Annotated in this window: 16 protein-coding genes and 2 tRNA genes; 13 read left to right on the top strand and 5 right to left on the bottom strand. The window is 46.8% G+C overall.

Going from position 1 to position 22,019, the window contains the following annotated elements:
- Positions 1–57 precede the first annotated feature (57 nt).
- The 11 genes from lon (at position 58) to DYH27_RS03455 (ending at position 15,093) form a co-directional block, all read left to right on the top strand.
- Positions 58–2,526, top strand: a complete 2,469-nt coding sequence (gene lon / locus DYH27_RS03405; RefSeq protein ID WP_025068026.1) for an endopeptidase La — start codon at positions 58–60, stop codon at positions 2,524–2,526.
- Positions 2,523–3,650 carry a tRNA guanosine(34) transglycosylase Tgt gene (gene tgt, locus DYH27_RS03410; protein ID WP_004354761.1) on the top strand — a complete coding sequence of 376 codons (1,128 nt, stop codon included), beginning with the start codon at positions 2,523–2,525 and terminating at the stop codon, positions 3,648–3,650. The genes lon and tgt overlap by 4 nt, the downstream gene beginning before the upstream one ends.
- Positions 3,651–3,661: 11 nt before the next feature.
- Entirely contained in the window at positions 3,662–4,879 is a 1,218-nt protein-coding gene (locus DYH27_RS03415) for an LptF/LptG family permease (RefSeq protein WP_004354768.1), read from the top strand.
- 63 nt (positions 4,880–4,942) lie between these two features.
- A complete protein-coding gene (locus DYH27_RS03420) occupies positions 4,943–6,661 on the top strand; it encodes a DEAD/DEAH box helicase (protein WP_025068025.1) in 1,719 nt (572 codons plus the stop codon).
- Between the two features lie 312 nt (positions 6,662–6,973).
- On the top strand, positions 6,974–8,308 hold the full coding sequence (locus tag DYH27_RS03425) for an NADP-specific glutamate dehydrogenase (RefSeq protein ID WP_013671392.1): 1,335 nt from the start codon (positions 6,974–6,976) through the stop codon (positions 8,306–8,308).
- A gap of 252 nt (positions 8,309–8,560) precedes the next feature.
- Complete coding sequence (locus DYH27_RS03430; protein WP_025068024.1) at positions 8,561–10,309, top strand: bifunctional metallophosphatase/5'-nucleotidase; 1,749 nt, start codon at positions 8,561–8,563, stop codon at positions 10,307–10,309.
- A gap of 331 nt (positions 10,310–10,640) precedes the next feature.
- The gene (nudC, locus tag DYH27_RS03435; protein WP_025068023.1) at positions 10,641–11,417 is read left to right on the top strand and encodes an NAD(+) diphosphatase; all 777 of its coding nucleotides are present in this window, start codon (positions 10,641–10,643) and stop codon (positions 11,415–11,417) included.
- A gap of 28 nt (positions 11,418–11,445) precedes the next feature.
- Positions 11,446–12,747, top strand: a complete 1,302-nt coding sequence (locus tag DYH27_RS03440) for an NCS2 family permease (protein ID WP_025068022.1) — start codon at positions 11,446–11,448, stop codon at positions 12,745–12,747.
- 832 nt (positions 12,748–13,579) lie between these two features.
- Positions 13,580–13,654: transfer RNA gene (locus DYH27_RS03445), tRNA-Val, on the top strand.
- A 7-nt stretch (positions 13,655–13,661) separates the two neighbouring features.
- Positions 13,662–13,743: transfer RNA gene (locus tag DYH27_RS03450), tRNA-Tyr, on the top strand.
- Between the two features lie 141 nt (positions 13,744–13,884).
- Positions 13,885–15,093, top strand: a complete 1,209-nt coding sequence (locus tag DYH27_RS03455) for a CobW family GTP-binding protein (RefSeq protein WP_025068021.1) — start codon at positions 13,885–13,887, stop codon at positions 15,091–15,093.
- Between the two features lie 115 nt (positions 15,094–15,208).
- Here the strand turns inward: DYH27_RS03455 and DYH27_RS03460 are convergent, their stop codons facing one another.
- Positions 15,209–16,162, bottom strand: coding sequence for a glucosaminidase domain-containing protein (locus tag DYH27_RS03460; RefSeq protein ID WP_025068020.1), 954 nt, complete (start codon positions 16,160–16,162; stop codon positions 15,209–15,211).
- A 118-nt stretch (positions 16,163–16,280) separates the two neighbouring features.
- Between DYH27_RS03460 and DYH27_RS03465 the strand changes: the two genes are divergently transcribed.
- Positions 16,281–16,625 (top strand): 2-amino-4-hydroxy-6-hydroxymethyldihydropteridine diphosphokinase, encoded by a 345-nt coding sequence (locus DYH27_RS03465; protein ID WP_025068019.1) that lies wholly within the window; start codon positions 16,281–16,283, stop codon positions 16,623–16,625.
- Entirely contained in the window at positions 16,598–17,380 is a 783-nt protein-coding gene (locus DYH27_RS03470) for a tetratricopeptide repeat protein (protein ID WP_025068018.1), read from the top strand. The genes DYH27_RS03465 and DYH27_RS03470 overlap by 28 nt, the downstream gene beginning before the upstream one ends.
- Before the next feature lie 311 nt (positions 17,381–17,691).
- Here the strand turns inward: DYH27_RS03470 and DYH27_RS03475 are convergent, their stop codons facing one another.
- From DYH27_RS03475 to DYH27_RS03490, 4 genes are read right to left on the bottom strand one after another with little or no spacing between them, the layout of a single operon-like run.
- The gene (locus DYH27_RS03475) at positions 17,692–19,053 is read right to left on the bottom strand and encodes a DegT/DnrJ/EryC1/StrS family aminotransferase (RefSeq protein WP_004351804.1); all 1,362 of its coding nucleotides are present in this window, start codon (positions 19,051–19,053) and stop codon (positions 17,692–17,694) included.
- Between the two features lie 8 nt (positions 19,054–19,061).
- The gene (locus DYH27_RS03480; protein ID WP_004351799.1) at positions 19,062–19,697 is read right to left on the bottom strand and encodes a sugar transferase; all 636 of its coding nucleotides are present in this window, start codon (positions 19,695–19,697) and stop codon (positions 19,062–19,064) included.
- A 9-nt stretch (positions 19,698–19,706) separates the two neighbouring features.
- Positions 19,707–20,822, bottom strand: a complete 1,116-nt coding sequence (locus DYH27_RS03485) for an ATP-grasp domain-containing protein (RefSeq protein ID WP_004351802.1) — start codon at positions 20,820–20,822, stop codon at positions 19,707–19,709.
- Positions 20,823–20,828: 6 nt separating this feature from the next.
- Complete coding sequence (locus tag DYH27_RS03490; protein WP_025068017.1) at positions 20,829–22,010, bottom strand: glycosyltransferase family 4 protein; 1,182 nt, start codon at positions 22,008–22,010, stop codon at positions 20,829–20,831.
- Positions 22,011–22,019 lie beyond the last annotated feature (9 nt).

Consider the following 22,019-nt stretch of genomic DNA (forward strand, 5'->3'; position numbering starts at 1 on the left):
CAGTCTTTCGGTTTTATTTTGTAACTTTGCAGGCTAAAAGAGGAATAAAAGAACTTTATGAAACAAAACAGCTCTATACAAATGATTACAGACTACGAAGGCGATATGCCCGACCTGAACGTGCAGGTCGATGGCGAAGTCCCCATCTTCGTAACTCGTAATCTCGTGATGTTCCCGGGCATTCTCTCCCCTATCCTCGTCGGCAGGAAGCCTACCCTGACACTTGTCAAGTATCTGGAGGAGAATCCGAATGCCATCATAGCCATTGTCAGCCAGAGAGACAGCAATGTAAACGAACCACAGGCAGACGACATCTATACGACGGGAATCTATGCCCGCTTCGTCCGTGCCTTTGATATGCCTGGCAACTATGAGGGTGACAACCGGACAGTGATTCTGCAGGGGCTCGGCAAATGCCGGATAAAGAAAATTACGGCTGTAAACCCTTTCATGAAAGGACTTACGGCATCTCTTCCGGAAGAGCCGGAGCCGAAAAGGGACAAAGAGTTTTCAACGGCAGTTGACGACATGAAGCTGGTGGCAAAGGAATACATTCACGGCAGTGACGACATTCCTGATGACTCGCAGTTCGCACTCGACAATATCAGCAATCCTGTTGTCGCCGTGAATTATGTATGTTCGTCGATGCCCTTCTCCGTGACAGACAAGATACGGCTGCTGGAAGAAAACTCCATCAAGGATCGTCTGTTTACATTGATGAAAGTGCTCAACCGTGAAATACAGTTCCAGCATCTTCGTCAGGACATCCGTTCAAAGACGCGGGAGGATCTTGACGAGCAGCAGCGTGAATACTTCCTGCACCAGCAGATCAAGAATATCAAGGAGGAACTGGGTGACGGTGATGCCGCCCCCGACAAGAAGGAACTGATAGAAAAGGCCAAGACCAAAAAGTGGTCGGATGATGTTGCCAAGACCTTTCAGAAGGAGTTGGACAAGCTGGACACGCTGAATCCGCAGAGCCCGGATTACAGTGTACAGGTGAACTATCTGCAGACGATGGTCAATCTGCCTTGGAATGAATATACCAAGGACGACCTTGACCTGAAGCGTGCGAAACGCATTCTTGACAAGGACCACTATGGTATGGAGAAAGTGAAGGAGCGCATTCTTGAGTACATTGCCGTCCTTCAGCTGCGCGGCAGTCTGAAGTCGCCGATTCTCTGTCTCTTCGGCCCTCCGGGGGTGGGCAAGACCAGTCTGGGGAAAAGTATTGCCGAAGCCATGAAGCGCAAGTATGTGCGTGTTTCTTTGGGCGGACTGCATGATGAGTCGGAGATAAGAGGGCACCGTAAGACCTACATCGGTGCCATGCCCGGCCGTATCCTTAAGAACATCCAGAAGGCAGGCTCCTCCAATCCCGTTTTCATTCTTGACGAGATAGATAAGGTAACCCAGAACACCATCAACGGTGATCCGTCATCCGCCTTGCTGGAGGTGCTTGATCCGGAACAGAACAACGCTTTCCATGACAATTACCTTGACATGGATTACGATCTCTCGAAGGTTCTGTTCATTGCGACGGCAAACGACCTCAACACGATTCCACGCCCTTTGCTCGACCGTATGGAACTCATTGAGGTTTCCGGCTATATCACGGAGGAAAAGATTGAGATTGCCAAACGGCATCTGATTCCCAAGGAACTCGAGAATACCGGTTTGGACCTGCTGGAAGATAAACCGAAATTTGCCAAGGCTACTTTGGAGAAGATCATCGAAAGCTATACACGTGAGAGCGGTGTGCGCCAGCTGGAGAAGCAGATCAACAAGGCAATGCGTAAACTGGCCTTCAGACAGGCGATGGACGGGCAGCTGCCTTATACGAAGATTACACCGGACAAGCTGGAAGACCTGTTGGGAAAGCCGCCTTTCACACGTGACATCTACCAGGGAAACAAGTATGCCGGTGTCGTAACGGGGCTTGCATGGACCAGTGTCGGTGGTGAGATCCTTTTCATCGAGACCTCTCTTTCAAAGGGGAAGGCCGGAAAGCTGACCCTGACGGGTAACCTCGGCGATGTGATGAAGGAGTCGGCTGTCATTGCCTTAGAGTATGTCAAGGCGCATATTGATGCACTCGGGGTTGACTACCGCATCTTTGAACAGTGGAATGTTCATATCCATGTGCCGGAAGGTGCTACTCCGAAGGACGGTCCGTCGGCCGGCATCACGATTGCCACAAGCATTGCCTCGGCATTGACACAGCGTAAGGTCCGCAAGAACACGGCCATGACGGGTGAGATAACTTTGCGTGGGAAGGTACTGCCGGTTGGCGGCATCAAGGAGAAGATTCTTGCAGCCAAACGTGCCGGTATCACTGATATTGTCATGTGTTCTGAGAACAGGAAAGACATTGAGGAGATACCTGAAGTCTATCGCAAGGGACTGGAATTTCATTTCGTAGAGAACATCCAGCAGGTATGGGACTTTGCATTGACCGATGAGAAGGTAGACCACCCCGTATCGTTCACCATTACCGATGACAAGAAAGAGGACACAAGGAAATGACATTCGAATTACAGCATACGGACAATGCCAGTGATGCCCGGACAGGTGTCATTACAACCGACCATGGACAGATAAGGACGCCAATCTTCATGCCTGTCGGTACTGTCGGCTCTGTAAAAGGGGTACACTTTGAGGAATTGCGCCGGCAGGTCAAGGCGCAGATCATCCTTGGTAATACTTATCATCTTTATCTGCGTCCGGGACTGGACATACTTAGGGCGGCGGGCGGCCTGCATGGCTTCAATGGCTGGGATCGTCCCATACTGACCGACTCCGGAGGTTTTCAGGTGTTTTCCCTGACGGGTATCCGCAAACTGACGGAGGAAGGCTGTGAGTTCAGAAGTCATATCGACGGTTCCAGACATATCTTCACACCGGAGAACGTCATGGATACCGAGCGTGTCATCGGTGCCGACATCATGATGGCGCTGGATGAATGTCCTCCAGGAAGGAGCGACTATGCTTATGCCAAGAAGAGTCTGGGACTGACGCAGCGCTGGCTGGACCGCTGTATCAGAAGGTTCAATGAGACAGAGCCTCTCTATGGCTACAAGCAGAGTCTCTTCCCGATAGTTCAGGGTTGTACCTACAAGGACCTGCGGTGTGAGGCAGCCAAGTTCGTGGCAGACAAGGGGGCGGATGGTAATGCTATCGGCGGTCTGGCAGTCGGTGAACCGACGGAAGTGATGTACGAGATGATTGAGGTGGTCAATGAAATTCTGCCTAAAGACAAGCCCCGTTATCTGATGGGAGTCGGTACACCGCAGAATATTCTGGAAGCTATTGAGCGAGGAGTGGATATGTTCGATTGTGTCATGCCGACCCGTAACGGCCGCAATGCAATGCTCTTCACCTACGACGGCACGATGAACATGAAGAACAAGAAGTGGGAAGACGACTTCTCGCCGATAGATCCGGAAGGCTGTGACGTGGATCTGATTACAAGCAAGGCCTATCTCCACCACCTTTTCAAGGCCGGGGAACTGCTTGCCATGCAGATAGCCAGCATCCATAATCTGGCTTTCTATCTCCGTCTCGTAACCGATGCACGAACGCATATTGAGCAAGGTGACTTCGTGCAGTGGAAAGCCTCTGTTATCGAACAGCTGGGAAGAAGAATTTAACGAGTAATGAAATGTTTAAGGTCAAAGAGATTGGTGACAGAGTAAAAGGAACAGAACTGCATGTTGTACAAGATGCTGCTGGACGTCTGCCTTTCATGAGGAAGATAGGCGATCTGCTCCTGTTGCTCTCCCCTACCCGCTATGTCGGCATTCTGGACTGGTACATCATCAGGAAGTTCATCGGTACATACATCTATGCCATCCTGCTGATTATCTCCATTGCGATTGTGTTCGACTTCAACGAGAACCTCTCGAAGTTCACGCAGTACCATGCACCGTGGCGGGCGATAGTCTTTGACTATTATGCCAATTTCATCCCTTATTATTCAAACCTCTTTTCACCGTTGTTCGTATTCATTGCCGTCATCTTCTTTACTTCCAAGCTGGCTGGCAATTCGGAAATCATAGCAATGCTGGCTGCCGGCGTGTCTATCAGGCGACTGATGCGTCCTTACATGATTTCATGTGTTCTCATTGCCGGTCTGACGTTCTATCTGAACAGCTTTGTCATACCCCATGGCACGGTAATCCGTCAGAACTTCGAGTCGCTTTACCGCAACTCAAAGAAGAACACTTCGGCCGAGAATGTCCAGCTGTATGTCGCAAAGAATACAACGGCCTACATCCAGCATTATGACAACCAATACAAAAGAGGCTACGGCTTCTCGCTGGTGAAGATCAAAGACAAGAAGATTGTCAGCCACATGACAGCAATGGAAATCCAGTATGACACGGTTGCCGACACGAAGTTTCATTGGAGACTTAGTAACTGGAAGATGAGAACCCTCAAGGGGCTGAAGGAACATATCCAGAGCGGAGCCTCAAAGGACACTGTCCTGCTTATGGAGCCTACCGACCTTGTCTATTCCAAGGGTCAGCAGGAGACCTTCACTTCGCCGGAACTGCTGGACTACATCTCCAAGCAGACAAGTCGTGGGTCGGGCAACGTGGTGCAGTATGAGGTGGAGTTTCACAAACGCATTGCAATGTCTTTTTCGTCTTTCATCCTCACCATCATCGGTCTGTCACTCTCTTCCCGAAAGCGCAAAGGAGGAATGGGACTGTATCTGGGCATCGGCCTCGCATTGAGTTTCAGCTACATCATGCTTCAGACAGTATCGTCGACTTTTGCCATTCAGGCAGACACACCGCCGCTTCTGGCAGCATGGATACCGAACATTATCTTTGCTGTCATAGCCTACTTCTGCTATCGCCATGCGCCAAGCTGATAAGGCACAGAGAACAAAAGAATTAAGAACAACCCTTTGTGAAGAAGGGAAAAACAGTAGAATATGTATTTTGAAGATTTAGATTTAAACGATAACGTACTCGACGCACTTTATGATATGCGTTTTGACGAATGCACTCCGGTTCAGGAGAAGTGCATTCCGGAGATTCTGAAAGGAAATGATGTGTTGGGCGTTGCCCAGACAGGAACGGGCAAGACGGCGGCCTATCTTCTTCCAGTTCTTTCCAAACTGGCAGACGGAGGTTATCCGGAGTCAGCCATCAACTGCGTAATCATGTCGCCGACCCGTGAGCTGGCACAGCAGATCGACCAGGCCATGCAGGGTTTCGCCTACTATCTTGACGGTGTGTCATGCGTTGCTGTCTATGGCGGCAACGACGGCAACCGCTACGACCAGGAGCTGAAGAGCCTGTCGCTCGGAGCCGATGTCGTCATCGCAACGCCGGGACGTTTCATTTCCCATATCTCTCTTGGCAATGTCGATCTCTCCAAGGTGAGCTTCTTCATCCTTGACGAGGCTGACCGTATGCTTGACATGGGATTTTCCGAGGATATCATGACCATTGCCAAGAAGCTGCCGGCATCCTGCCAGACGATCATGTTCTCGGCTACCATGCCGAAAAAGATAGAGGAACTTGCCAAAACACTGCTGAAGAATCCTGTTGAAATCAAGCTGGCAGTCAGCAAACCGGCAGAGAAAATCCATCAGATGGCATACGTATGCTACGAGACACAGAAGATGGGAATCATCAAGGACATTTTCAAGGCAGGCGACCTCAAGCGTGTCATCATCTTCTCTGGATCAAAGCAGAAGGTAAAACAGATTGCGGCATCGTTAGGCCGCAAGCACATCAACTGCGGAGAAATGCACTCCGATCTGGATCAGGAACAGCGTAATGATGTTATGTTCAAGTTCAAGAGTGGACAGATCGATGTACTTGTAGCCACAGATATTGTGGCACGTGGAATCGATATTGATGACATTGCCATGGTCATCAACTACGACGTACCACATGATGCCGAGGATTATGTTCACCGCATCGGGCGTACGGCCCGTGCCGACCGTGACGGAAAGGCAATCACATTCGTGAATGTTGATGACATCTACTATTTCAAGCAGATTGAATCGTTCCTGGATAAAGAGGTGGAAAAGATTCCGCTTCCAGAGGAACTGGGCGAAGGACCTGAATACAAGAGCAACGGAAAGCCCAAGAGAGGGGGAAACGCCAAGACCCGTCGTAGGAAAGACCGTGACCAGCAGAGCCATAAGGACAAGAAGCAAGGCGGGAACAGACAGCGCAACCGGCGTCCTGCAGTACAGAACCAGAGCACTGCCGACGAAAACAGTGCTGTCGGGTTGGAACGTAAGACGAACAGCCGGGAGAACGCTGCTCCGCAGAAGAAACAGGAGAACCGTCCAGCAGCAGCCGAGGAGAAAGGTGGTAATAAGAAGAACAACCGGCAGGGAAAAGGCAGGAGTCAAGAACGCCAGCCCAAAGCCGCCAATGAAAACCGCAGTGACAGGAAACCGGCCAGCAGCAAGAATGCCGCCGGAAATTCTACCAGCCAGCAGGCCCGGAAACAGAACGGAAAGCGCAAGAAGCGTAATAACCGACAGCGTGTACCGGAGGAAAAGGCGGTCAGGAGAAGTACGAAGTATGACATTCGGGAAGACTTCCCAGCAATTTCCAAGGGGGATTCAGGACTGAAGTCACTCATCAAAAAACCTTTGAAGTGGCTTCGTGGACTTGGCAGGAAATAAGTACGGAGACAATATTATTGTACAATGCCCGTAACCAGGAAAATCTGGTTGCGGGCTTTTTGTATCGTCAGAACACGGTTCCCCTGCCAATGCAACCCATCAGTGTGTGACTATATATAATAAGGTGAAGAGCAGAAAATCATTCCTTTCGAATCTTGGATATGACTATTTTTTAATAAATCAATACGTTTTGTATCAAAATGTCGTTGATTTGAACAAATTGTATTACCTTTGCAATGTAGAAGGCAGATTTGACAACATCGTTGTCGTTTCAGGATTTAGGAGAGAGCATCCAATAACATATAGTTAAGTATGAAAGCAACAGAAGTCGTAGAAAAGCTAGAACATCGGTTCCCATACGAACCGGAGTACATTCAGGCAGTGTCACAGGTACTGGCCACCATAGAGGATGAATACAACAGACACCCGTCATTCGACCGGGCCAATCTTATCGAACGTCTCTGCGTACCTGACAGGATTATCAAGTTCCGGGTAAACTGGACAGATGACAAGGGAAATGTGCAGACCAATATGGGGTATCGTATCCAGCATAACAATGCCATCGGGCCTTACAAGGGCGGTCTCCGTTTCCACTCATCCGTCAACGAATCCATCCTGAAGTTTCTTGCCTTTGAGCAGACTTTCAAGAACTCGCTTACGACACTTCCGATGGGCGGTGCAAAAGGTGGTTCCGACTTCTCCCCCCGTGGCAGGTCGAATGCCGAGGTCATGCGGTTCTGTCAGGCTTTCATGAGCGAGCTATGGCATTATATCGGTCCTGACTGCGATGTTCCGGCCGGCGACATCGGTGTGGGAGGACGTGAGGTAGGCTATATGTTCGGCCAATACAAGAAGCTGACGCACCAGTTTACCGGCATATTGACGGGGAAGGGACAGACATTCGGCGGATCCCTCATCCGTCCTGAAGCGACCGGATACGGCAATGTGTATTTCCTGCAGAATATGCTCAGGACCAGGTCTGTTGACCTTAAGGGAAAGACGGTACTCGTGTCCGGTTCCGGCAATGTGGCCCAATACACGATGGAGAAGCTGCTGCAGCTGGGGGCAAAACCGGTTACTTGTTCCGATTCAGACGGATACATCTATGATCCGGATGGAATAGACGAGGAGAAACTCGCCTTTATCATGGAACTGAAGAACGTTGACCGCGGGCGTATACGCGAATATGCAGAAAAGTATGATGTCAAGTACGTTGCCGGTGCAAAGCCCTGGTTTGAGAAGGCAGATATAGCCACTCCTTGTGCTACACAGAACGAGATAAACGGAGAAGCTGCCGCCGCACTTGTCCGTAACGGTGTCATTGCTGTTTCGGAAGGAGCGAATATGCCTTCAACCCCTGAAGCCGTAAAGATATTTCAGGAAGCAAAGGTGCTCTACTGTCCGGGAAAGGCAAGCAATGCCGGAGGCGTGGCTGTATCCGGCCTTGAGATGACTCAGAATTCTGAAAGGCTGAAATGGAGCTGCGAAGAAGTGGATCGCAAACTGCACCAGATTATGGATGATATACATGCCAACTGCGTAAAATATGGTACTGAAGCCGACGGCTACATCAATTATGTGAAAGGTGCCAATGTCGCAGGATTCATCAAGGTCGCCAAGGCTATGATGGCACAGGGCATTGTTTGACCGGGAACAACACGGAAGAGGAAGGCGCGCACTGACAGGTCTGTCTTGAGAAATCGTCTTTGATGGATCTTCAGGACATGGCCTGCACCTATGTACGTGGGTTTCTTCCGTGTTCCTCCAATATTCCCCGCACAGGAAAATGTATTCCATCTTGTCTGAAGCCGTCTCTATGGCACATGAAAAACAAGACTATGTAGCTTCGTCTGTTTCCGTTTTATTTCGTACTTTTGCAAGGGAAATAAACATCAAATTATGAAACTCTCTACAATAGCACTCACCATCATGTTAGGACTCAGTTCTTCCACAATGGCACAGCAGAAAGACATTACAATCAAACTTATAGAAACTTCGGATGTCCACGGCTCGTTCTTCCCCTACGACTTTATCAGTCGGAAGCCGAGGAGCGGTTCCATGGCGAGGGTCTGCACGTTGGTTGAAAAGCTGCGTCGGGAAAACGGAAAGGAAAACGTCTACCTGCTCGACAATGGGGATATCCTTCAGGGACAGCCCATCTCCTACTACTATAACTATGTGACACCTGAAAAGACAAACATAGCAGCCAGTATCCTGAATTACATGGGATATGATGTGGCGACTGTCGGGAATCATGACATCGAGACTGGGCATGCCGTCTACGACAAATGGTTCAAGGAGCTGGACTTCCCTATCCTCGGTGCCAACATCATCAGCACGGCAACCGGGAAACCCTATCTTCTTCCCTATTATACAATCAAGAAAGGCAACGGAATCAAGGTGTGTGTCATCGGCATGCTTACTCCGGCCATCCCCAACTGGCTGAAGGAAAAGATCTGGAGCGGTATGCGCTTTGAGGAAATGGTATCATGTGCAAGAAGGACGATGGCTGAGGTGAAAACCAAGGAAAACCCCGATGTTGTCGTAGGCTTGTTCCATTCCGGATGGGACGGCGGGATCAAGACACCTGCTTACGACGAAGATGCTTCGAAGAAAGTGGCACAGGAGGTGCCGGGGTTCGATGTCGTCTTCTTCGGCCATGATCATACCCCGCATAATTCCGTTGAGAAAAACGCTGCCGGCAGAGAGGTCATCTGCCTCGACCCTGCCAACAACGCACAGCGCATAGCCCTGGCGACGCTGACGCTCAGGCCGAAGACCGTAAAAGGAAAGCGGCGATACACACTGACGAACGCTACAGGAGAGCTCGTCGATGTCAGGGAGCTGAAGGCCGATGAGGCTTTCATCCGCCACTTCCAGCCGGAGATAGACTCCGTAAAGAGATGGAGCGGACAGGTAATCGGAAGATTCGAAAATACCATCTATACGAAGGACTGCTTCTTCGGCAACTCCGCTTTCAACGACCTCATACTCGACCTTGAACTGAAAATCACCAAGGCCGACATTGCATTCAACGCACCTTTGCAGTTCAACTCTTCCATTCAGGCAGGCCCTGTTACCGTAGCTGATATGTTCAATCTATACAAATACGAGAACAATCTTTGCACGATGCGCCTTACCGGTCAGGAAATCCGCAGACACCTTGAGATGAGTTACGACCTCTGGTGCAATACGATGAAGTCTCCAGACGACCACCTGCTTCTTCTTTCCGATACACAGAACGATGCACAGCGGCTGGGCTTCAAGAACTTCTCGTTCAACTTTGATTCTGCTGCGGGTATCGACTACGAAGTAGACGTAACAAAGCCTGACGGTGAGAAAGTACATATCCTCAGTATGAGCAACGGACAGCCGTTTGATGAGAACAAATGGTACACAGTGGCAGTGAACAGCTATCGTGCCAATGGCGGCGGAGAGTTGCTGACCAGAGGTGCGGGCATTCCGCACGACTCTCTGCAAAGTCGCATTATATGGGAGAGCCCTAAGGACCAGCGGTTTTATCTCATGGAAGAAATCAGAAAAGCCGGCGTGATGCGGCCGCAGCCGCATCACAATTGGAAGTTCGTGCCGGAAGCATGGACTGTACCGGCTGCTGCACGCGACCGCAGACTCCTTTTCGGGGAATAACCGACACGAAGTCCTGCGGTCCCTGCTTCTTTCGTACATAAATCCGATGATCCGGCGAATCCTCAATGCGACGCGGTCAGAAAAGTATTCCATAGCGCGGTCTGAAAGGAATTGCAAGACGGTTCATATGCCGTTGGGCATTTTTGGCAGTCTGTCGCCAAAAGATTGGCACACGGCTGCCAAAAATGGACAATACAGTGTGGAAGACTCTGATGACAGATGTTTCACTTCTCCGAAAGGCAGGCTTTTTGTGGCACGGTGTCTACACAAATAGAATCCTGTGCAGATTTTTTGGAATTTCATGAACTTCCACCGATAAACAGACATACAGATGAAAAAATACTGGTTTGTCTTCTGCAAGACAGATGTCATGCTGGAGAAAGTGGGTGACAACTACACCATCCCGCTTTCCGACGAAGCACCGATACCCCTGCATCCGTGGACGCACGTCCTGAACGTTACGCCTATGGAAAATGGGATCGAGGTGAGAGCTTTTATGGTTGAACAGCCCGTAACGGGCAACCCGCAATACGAGATGTGTGGCTTGCGTCCGTCATTCTATCTGCTTTCCACGGAGTTCTACCTGAAGGCCGGAAAATGCCATGAACTGCTTTACTGGGACGGCAATACGAAGTTCTGTGGTGTATGCGGTGCCCCGATGAAGATGCACACCGACATTTCCAAGCGTTGTACCAATTGCGGAAAAGAGGTGTGGCCGCAGCTGGCAACGGCCATCATTGTCCTCGTACACCGTGGCGATGAAGTCCTGCTGGTTCATGCCCGCAATTTCAAGTCCGACTTCTATGGTCTTGTAGCGGGTTTTGTCGAGACAGGTGAGACCCTGGAGGAGGCTGTACACCGTGAGGTAGCCGAGGAAACCGGCATCCAGATTGGAAACCTGCGCTACTTCGGGTCGCAGCCCTGGCCCTATCCCTGCGGCCTGATGGTGGGGTTCAATGCCGATTATGATGGTGGTGACCTCCATCTTCAGCAAAGTGAATTGTCAAAGGGGGCATGGTTCACCAAGGACAACCTACCGAATATCCCCGAACGTCTGTCGATTGCGCGGATGATTCTCGATTCCTGGATAAAGGAAACTTCAATATAAACCAAAGCATATTCAAACTCTGAAAATGATGACTTTCTTAGAAAAAGCACTCGGATTCAATCCGAAGTCCATGAAGCTCCGGACTGAACTTATTGCCGGAGCAACTACTTTCCTGACGATGAGCTATATCCTGGCCGTCAATCCAGACATCCTGTCGTCTACGGGAATGGACAAGGGCGCACTCTTCACCGGTACGGCACTTGCCGCAGCCATTGCCACGCTGCTGCTGGCCTTTATGGCGAAGCTGCCTTTCGCACAGGCTCCTTCCATGGGGCTTAACGCCTTCTTTGCCTACACACTCTGCCAGACGATGGGCTACTCCTGGCAGCATTCCCTCGCCATCATGCTCATAGAGGGTGTCGTGTTCATCATCATCACCTTCTTCAATGTACGTGAGATGATTCTCAATTCCATCCCTACCAATCTCCGCTACGCCATATCGGCGGGTATCGGTATGTTCATTGCATTCATCGGTCTGAAGAATGCCGGTATCATTGTTGCAAAGGAAGCGACATTCGTCGGGTTGGGTGCCTTCACCCCTACCTGCATACTTGGTATTGTTGCCATTCTGCTCAGTGGCGTTTTCATGGCGAAGAATGTCAAGGGCTCGCTGTTCCTGAGCATCATCATTACCACTGTCATCGGCATACCAATGGGAGTGACAGTAATCCCGGACAGCTGGTTGCCGGTCTCTATGCCTCAAGACATCAGCCCGGTCTTCTGCAAATTCGACTTTACAGGTCTGTTGACGCTCAAGACGGTACTGGTTGTCTTCTCTCTGCTCCTGATCAACATCTTCGATACCATTGGGACGCTGATGGGCTTAGCTGACAAAACCGGAATTGTCGAACAGGACGGGAACATCCCGCATGTGAAGGAAGCCATGATGAGCGATGCGATCGGAACGACGTGCGGTGCAATGCTGGGCAGCTCGACGCTGACGACATACGTTGAGAGTGCCAGCGGCATTGCAGAGGGCGGCCGCTCTGGAGTAACCTCTTTCACCGTAGGACTTTTTTTCCTCATTGCCTTGTTCCTTTCTCCGATCTTCCTGCTGATTCCGAGTGCTGCCACCAGCGGAGCACTGGTCATGGTGGGCGTACTGATGATCGATTCGGTGAAAAAGATCGACCTGCAGGACATCACCGAATCTTTCCCGGCCTTTATCACCATGATTACGATGGTACTCTGCTATTCCATTGCAGACGGAATCTGTCTGGGTATTCTCTCTTTCGTAATTATGAAACTGTGTACACGGAGATGGAACGACCTCAACTGGACACTCTGCGTCCTGGCTGTACTTTTCGTCCTTAACTTCGTTAACAGTTGAAAAAAGTTGCCGTGCAATTGCACCTGGAGGTGTCAGACATTCCGAAGACAAACATACAGTATGAACAGGTGCTCTCATCTGTCTGGAAGACAAGCTGTTTATCAGGCAGAACGAGAGTATCAGTTCCTGTTTTAGATTAGACATTATACCTCCCTTGGGGAGACTTCGGGACAGTAGATCTTTCGTGGGGGTAGACTCATTCTACTTATAAAAAATCCTCTAAAGTTTAAAGTGGAAGGATGTTGACAATGAGGACAGAATTACCGACTGTTTACTGCAAAAGTTTATTTCTCATTTGCTGTCACTTTTAACATTCTTCACTAACACATTGTCTATTAGTGTGTTATATGTATTTAAAGAGTGACGGCAGTGACAGGAAAATAATTTCACAGCAGACCGATCACAGGCACATCTGCTGTGGATGAATGTCAGACTGTGTTTGATCCTAAAGTATATTCTTCCGTGGCAGACTCTTTATCGGGGGGCAGATGTTTATTCAAAAAGCTTACTTCCTGCAAACAAACTACTTCTATCCGAATAACAAACTACTTCTGTCCGATTAATACTTAGCGTGATCCGTACTGAGCCTTGACACCATAGGTGTACACCCTCAGCACCAATGGTGTTTACCCTCGACACACTGACAGTAAAGAATCAGTGTGTAGTGTGGGTGCAAATCCCCATTATCTACTGGTCCGAGACTTCACATTGTCTATAGACTACAGACAATACCACAGACCACACAGACAAAGACAAATCTTGCAAAAAAAAATGCTAAAACTTGCACAGTCAAAATAAAATAACTACTTTTGCAACCGCTTACGAAAAGTGAGGGCGTTTAGCTCAGCTGGTTTAGAGCATCTGCCTTACAAGCAGAGGGTCGGCGGTTCGAATCCGTCAACGCCCACCCAACCGGGTAGTTTCCAGAGTGGCCAAATGGGGCAGACTGTAAATCTGCTGCTTCTAGCTTCGGTGGTTCGAATCCATCACTACCCACAGAAGAGTTGCAATCATACGAATGCAGCTCTTTTTATTTTTCCATCGTTCCTGAACGTGTTTTCCCCAGGACTTTCGTTACATGGCATATTTTTTGTAACTTTGTAAAACAAAACCATCCTATAAAACAAAAAGAAGGAAATGAAGATAAAAGAGACACCGGTCCTGCTGCTCACAGGCTATTTAGGCAGCGGCAAGACAACACTGGTAAACAGGATTCTTGCCAACAGAAAAGGAATCAAGTTTGCAGTCATTGTAAACGATATCGGAGAGGTCAACATTGATGCCAACCTCATCGAAGCCGGCGGCGTAGTCGACCAGAAGGGCGACTCTCTCGTCGCTCTCCAGAACGGCTGTATCTGCTGTACATTGAAAATGGATCTGGTACAGCAGTTGAACGAGATAGTATCTCAGGGAAAGTTCGACTATATTGTCATTGAGGCAAGTGGTATCTGCGAACCTGCACCGATTGCACAAACCATCTGTGCTTACCCGCAGATGTATCCGAATCTGGCGAAGAACGGGAAGGCTGTACTCGACTCTATCGTAACGGTTGTGGATGCACGCCGTATGTGTGACGAGTTCTCAGCTGGAAATGACCTGTTGAAGAAGGACCTCCAGGAAGACGATCTCGAGAACCTGCTTATTCAGCAGATAGAGTTCTGCAATATCATCCTGCTCAATAAGGTTGATGATGTCAGCAAAGAAGAATTAGGACTGGTCAAGAGCATCATCCGCTCGCTTCAGCCGAAGGCTGAGATTATCGAGTGCAATTATGGCGATGTCGATCTTGACCAGATCATCAATACCAAGGCCTTTAATTTCGACGAGGTGGCAACATCAGCTTCATGGATTGCAGAGATTGAAGGGCATGAAGAAGACGAATACGAGCATCACCACGAGCATGGAGAAGACGAACATCATCAAGGACACCACCATCACCATGGTCTGGAGAATGAAGAGAGCGGAGAGGCACTTGAATACAACATCGAGACTTTCGTATATTATGCCCGGAAACCGTTTGACATCAACTTCTTCGACGACTTTGTGGCACGGAAGTGGCCAAAGCAGATTATTCGCTGTAAGGGGCTTTGCTACTTTGCCAACGAAAAGGAGGTCTGCTACGTCTTCGAACAGGCCGGAAAGCAGGTGAGCCTCCGCAATGCCGGTCAGTGGTATGCCACTATGCCGCAGTTCCAGCTGCGAGAATTTCTTGAGAAGAACCCCAAGGTGAAGAAGGACTGGGAAGAACCATACGGAGACCGTATGCAGAAACTGGTGTTCATAGGGCAGAATCTCGACAAAAAAGAAATTACAGAGACACTTGACAAGTGTCTAACAGACTTCTAAATAGGCCTGCGAATGCAGAAGGCGGACATATCACGCTATTGTGATGTGCCCGCCTTCGTTTTTCTTCTGTTTAGAAGATCAGTTTATATTCAGCTCTTTTTGAACCTTGAGACAATCAGTATAAGCGTACTTCATCCCCCATGCGGAGTCCACGCTCGGCAATTTTCTCGTTCTTCTTGACAAGACTCTTCAGACGTATGCCATACTTCTGTGCTATGTCATACAAACTTTCAGACTTTCTCACATAATAGGGATGCCGCTTGAAATTCTTCGGTACCTTGCTCCGCTTCTTCTTCAGCCAGATGTATTCACCGGGTACAAGGGGGTCCTTCTTCTTACGCTCGTTGTACCTTGCGAGCTTGTGTGTACTGATGTCCAACTCCTTACTTAAGGACTTAAAGGTGTCTCCCTGTCTCACGACAATATAATAATTTTCGTTATATTGATGAATTGCATGAGCGCCTAATGCCTGGACAGGTGTCGGGAGTTTTCCATCTGCAACACGGACGACTGCATCTTCCCCGCTGTGGTGGACCATGAAGCGGTCATAGTGCTTTGCCTTGTCGTACTCGTATAGTTTATATAGTTCAATGATGTTTATCAGATTCTGCGCGTAAGTCGGATTCGTAGCATAGCCCGCACGCTTCAGTCCGTATGCCCAGCCACGATAATCGGTTCTGTCCAGACTGAACAGGCTTCGATAACGCGGGCGGTCACGAAGGAATTTGCAGTGGTCCTCAAAGCTCTCCAGAGCACTGTCGTATGCGCGGAAACACTCGCCGAGTTCGTCGTCATCATGGCTGATGGTACGTCCTGTCCAGCCATGGCACTTGATACCGAAGTGGTTGTTGCCTTGAAGAACGAGTGTGCCTCGCCCTGCCCCACTCTCCAGCAGACCTTGCGCCAGGGTGATGCTGGCCGGTACACCATACTTCAGCATCCCCTCGATGGCCATGTCCTTGTACTGGTCGATATAAGCCTGATAAACCTGATTCCATCTGATTGGACCGCCCGCAGTGGCTGACAGTACAGAGATGAATGTGAGAGAAATGAAGATATACCGTTTCATAAAAAAGTTCTTTTGGATTATATGAATGCAAAAGTACACGTTTTATTACACAATCCGAAACTAATTATCTTAAATTCTCACAAACAAACCAAAACTTATGCTTAACTTTGCATTCTCTATGAAGATAATTATCACACTCGGCTCCAATACTCATCAGGAGGAGAACGTATCTGCGGCACAGATACTGTTGAGACAATGTTATAAGGACATCAGCTTCTCGGAAACACGGTGGACGGAACCGATTGGAATAGAGTCGGACAAGTTCCTGAACTGTACAGGGACATTCGAGACCGACCTTCCGCCCGAAAAAGTAAAACAGCAGCTGAAGGAGATAGAACGGAAAATGGGAGATTCACATGAGAATCATCAGCAGGGAAAGGTATTGATTGATATTGATCTTGTACAATATGATGGGAAAATCGTAAAAGGAATAATATGGCTGGAAACATCAGAAAAGAAATAGCCATCCTGCTTCTGCTCCTGTTGAATACCTGTATGCCTGTCGCTGCACAGAAGAGCAAGGACGCAGAGGAACTTGGAAAGGCCCTGGAGTACTTTGCTTCTGCAAAGTATCACGAGGCATTGCTGATTTTTCAACACCTGGACAGAACATACAGGCTTAACGACCGGTTCAAAGCTTACATAGGACTGTGCTACTATCACGAGTGGGATTATGACAATGCTGCCAGATACCTGGAAGAGGCTATTCCTGGACTGAACACTTTTGCTCCGCACGAGCGTTCTGTCTATTACTACACTGCTGCAGAGAGTTTCTTCAATATGAGACGGTATGGAAAAGCCGTCCCCTATTATGATATGACGCTGCCCTTATGCTACGAGCGAGAGAAAGGTGATGTCTGCTACCGGTTGGGACTGTGCTTTATGTTCATGCAGGAATGGAAAAAGGCATACGACCAATACATGAATGCCGAAAGGTTGTATCAGCAGTATAAAAAAGAAAAAGAAGTGCAGGGACGACTTGCACAGATCGTACGGATGGCAGCTGCCTGTCGGACAGAATATGAGGCTGTTTCACCCCAAGACTCTTTGCAGAAAAAAACATACAACACGACAGAAGGCTACAATGCGACGACGCAATTAAAAAGTATATCGACAATTATCAAGTCATTGACTTCTACAATGTTATCGAAACCAGTCATCCCTGTTCTTGTAAAAGATATTATCAGCAAGAAAGAGAAAATCAATCTCCAAAAATAAATACTACTTTTTAGGTATTTTCTTCGTTCGTTCAGTTTTTTTTCGTACTTTTGCGCCATATACTTTTAAACAACCTATTTACGGCAGAAGCGTATCTGACGGTTTATTCTGTTTACAGACAACGTGTAATAAGAACTTTACTTGGGCATTATCAGCATATATCACAACGGATTCTATGTCCGGACACAAGAACTTCGCTGACAAGATATCGCCATAATCTAGTATCTATGAGGAAACACAGAAAGGGCTGGCACCGAAGACAATAAGATCTACGACGTCAGCCCTTAATATGAGTTCAAAAAAGATGTTCTTTATTCCATTGCCTCTTTTATCTTTTCTACAATATACTTCACATCATCATCTGTTACCAGTGGACCACTTGGCAGGCACATGCCAACCTTAAAGAGACTCTCACTGACACCATTGACATATGATGGACAATCCTTATAGCAAGGCTGCTTGTGCATTGGTTTCCAGAGAGGACGACACTCTATGTTAGCCTTGTCAAGGAATACGCGCATAGCCTCAACATTGGCATTCGGCTCGCAATCAGTATGTGCATCGTCTACAGAATGGATAACACCAGCAGCACCACCTACAGCACCCTGCACTGTAGTCTTGTAGGCGTTCTCCTGTCCTTTTACCTTGACAGAAGGGTCTATAACCATTGTGTTCAGCCAGAAGTTGGAATCATACTCCGGTGAAGGATTGGCATGGAAAGTAATACCCTCTATCTTGCTGAAAGCCTCTTCATACAAGTGGGCAATATGACGGTGATGGGCGATATGCTCATCGAGAACGGTCATCTGTCCACGACCGATACCTGCACAGACATTGCTCATGCGATAGTTATAGCCAATCTTCTCATGCTGATAGTAAGGATAACCCTCACGTGCCTGTGTGGCATAGAACATCACATTGTTGCGGGCAGCCTCGTCAGGGCAGACAAGTGCACCACCACCAGAAGTGGTAATCATCTTGTTACCATTGAATGACAGAACACCATACGCACCAAACGTACCGCAAACCTGACCTGCATATCTTGAGCCTAAGCCCTCGGCTGCATCCTCAACCACAGGAATATCATACTTGTCTGCCACTGCAAGGATTTCCTTTATCTTTGCAGGCATACCATAGAGATAAACTACGATGATAGCCTTTGGCTTCTTACCCGTCTTGGCAATTCTGTCCTTGATAGCTTCCTCCAACAACACAGGATCCATATTCCATGTTTCCCGTTCTGAATCAACAAAGACAGGTGTAGCTCCCTGATAAGTTACAGGGTGCGAACTCGCACAGAAGGTGAAGCTCTGACAGATTACCTCATCACCTGCTTTCACGTCTAAAGCCACCAAAGAAAGATGTACAGCAGATGTACCAGAACAGAGTGCCACGACACGCTTATCTTCTAACCCTGGCAAAGACTCCTTCCACAGATTATCAGGATTATCCTCATGTGGCATAATCGTTTGTGGATACGCCTCCTTTGCAAGGAAGTTTCCTCTTTCGTCTGAAGGACTTACAGACACAGAGAAACGTCTCAAGTCATCTTCAAAGCCATTGACATTTGGTCCCAATGGTACAACCCAATTGGTGTCGAACGCCTCTTGGATGTATTTCATCTCGTTACCACTCATGTGAGCGAGACAAAGTAAAACACGGTTTCTTTCCATTTTACTAACTATATTTTTTCACCTGCATAGTCCATCTTCTTACCCAGAACCGTACAGATAATCATTTGAATATCTTTTATAAATGAATAGTTCTTTAAATAATAGAGGTTTAACTTAACTTTATCAGGGAAAATCACCTCATCATTATATTGAGCAGGATTCTCTACAGAAGCTAAGAGTTCCTCCTCATTTCTATACTTCAAACTTGCCGGGCCTGTAATGCCTGGTTTCAACTTAAGAATATCTCTTTCCTCGCCTTGCAACTGATCAGCATAACCAGGAACGTCTGGGCGTGGTCCAACAAAACTCATATCACCCTTAAGGACATTCCAGAGTTCTGGTAGTTCGTCCAACTTATAACGTCTGAGTTTCTCACCAAGTGGTGTGATACGACACTGTTCAGTTGAAGCAATAGAAGTTGCTTCTGAATCCCGACTTGCCACAGAAGCCTCAGCCTTGACAGTCATCGATCTAAACTTATATACAGTAAACAGTTTACCATACTGTCCCACTCGCTTCTGACAAAACAAAATAGGACCAAGCATCTTTACCTTGATTAGAATTGCTACAACCAATAATACTGGACTAAGGAATAGCAATCCAAACAAAGATGCAAGTTTATCAAATAACCATTTTAAAAACATAATATTAATTTACGGATTCAAATTTCTATTCTTTACCAACTTTACAAAATAATAGAGGAACTCACCCAAAATAGCTTTCTTATCTTCTTTTCTATAATCATCAAAAGCATCAAAGTCCCAACTCATAATCTGATTAAACTCTTTCATTGTCAGTGAGCAACGAAGAATTTTACCCACAAGAGTAATTATATCACCAAGAATCCACTTAGTCTTTGTCCCCATACGTGGTTGAATCTTATGCTCATACTTCCCAGAAGTGAAAAGAGAATATACAATATAAGGTATATCGAAACCACCAGCAATTGGTGTTGCTAAACCGCCAGTAAATCGAGCATTAACCTCAATAAACACAGCCTCCTTCGTGTTTTCATTAACCTTAAAGTCTATACCACAAACTCCTTTATAGTCAACTTTATCTAAAATTAGCTTAGAATATCTTTCTATTTCTGGCATTTCAACCAAAATTCTTTGTGTTGTTGTTCCTCCACCATCTGTCTTTGTTACTAAAGATCTATATGTACATGCTTGGAAGAAGCCATCATACCTAATACAGTCTACACTATAGTCTATACCTGCAAAGAACTCTTCTATTAAAATCTCTTTTGTATCATATTGAAGTAAAATATTCTTTGCTTCATCATATTTTTTAGGAAAGAAAACCCCTTTTGCGGAGTTCCCAAATTTTGTTTTAATTACTATTGGGTATGTAGCTTGCTTAATATCGTCTATAAAACGGGGTACTGGTACACCGACAGAATCAGATAAAATAGTTGCTTGATGCTTATCAGACAACAGAACTTGTTTCTCAAAAGATTCCATTGTATATATAACATCCTTAGGAAGCTCATCTATGTGTTTTGCAATAATTAAGGCTTCATCATGCGTGGGCATAAGGACTTTGGGAGAGAAATCTTTGATAGCTTTCTTCAAATCCTCAATAAAACCTTGCTCATCAGTCTTGAAATCTCTATAGATAAATTTGCCAACACTAAATTTAGAGACACTGCAAATATTATATGATGATGTGTCTCCTACTACAACCTTTAAGCCTTTTTCATAAAGGCTACGAATAATATTATATCCAACTCGATTCCAACAATATGTTACAATAACATCACACTTCATAGTCAACTACTCTTCAAGTTTTTCGTATTCTTTGAGCGTTGCCTTCCAAACCTCTTCTTGACGATATCTATCAACTATCATTTTACGAGACTGTGAAGCCATCACCTTTATAAAATCTTTATTTTCTATACACCAATTCATTTCCTTAAATAATGCATCTGCATCTTTAGAAGGAAATATTCTACCATTCTGACCTTCTTTGATAATCTCATTACATCCATTGATGTTAGTTACAATAGATGGTAGTCCCATTGCACCAGCTTGCAACACTACATTAGGAAACCCCTCTCTATAGCTTGGAAAAACTAAAACATCTGCTGCAATAAAGAATGGACGTACATCTCTTTGATAGCCAACAAAACGTACATCTGGATTATTTCTAAGAAAATCCTCATTACCACTCTTCAAAGGGTCGAGTTCTGTTTCAAAACGTCCAACAAGAAGTAACTTTACATTCTTATCTTCTTTTTGAAAACGTTTCATAGAATCAGATAGTTCATTCATACCCTTATCACCAACGATTCGCCCTATGAATATAAAAACAAAATCATCTTTACTAAGATTTAAGTCTTTACGAATATCTTCTTTACTTCCTGTATATAGCTTTCCGTTTATTCTTGTTTCGGCTGTAAAGTGGTCTGGAGAAAAGTAGTCAATATCAACTCCATTTATATTCCCATTCAGAATAACATTCAACTCCTTTTTTGTTATATGATCCTCCTGCAGAATTTGTTTTACTCCATTTCCTTCGGGAATAACTTTATTTGCAAAAAAACAAGTACAAACTTCCATCCCTTTTAGAATTTTTCTAAGAACTCCATGTGCCCCTTGGTAACGAAGTCCTGTAACAGTATAGATTCTATGAGGTACACCAGCAAACCAAGCTGCTATCATCGCCAAAAGACTTCCCTTAGGAGTATTAGCATGCACACACCATGGTTTTTCTTTGCGGAATAAGCGATACAAGAACCATAGGCCCTTAATATCATTCACCAAACTGATAGGACGCTCCAACGGAGCATCCACAACACGTATTCCCTCACGTTCACTGACCTCCTTTAGTACACCTGTATCCTTTGCAACACCAATAACCTCAAAATATTGGTTCAAGAACTTCAACTGCCCTTTCAGTAAACCATCCAAAGAGATATCTGCAGTTGTAACGCGAATTAATTTCTTTCTTTGAATATCTTTCAA

It is taken from the genome of Prevotella denticola, assembly GCF_900454835.1.
Classification (GTDB): Bacteria; Bacteroidota; Bacteroidia; order Bacteroidales; family Bacteroidaceae; genus Prevotella; species Prevotella denticola.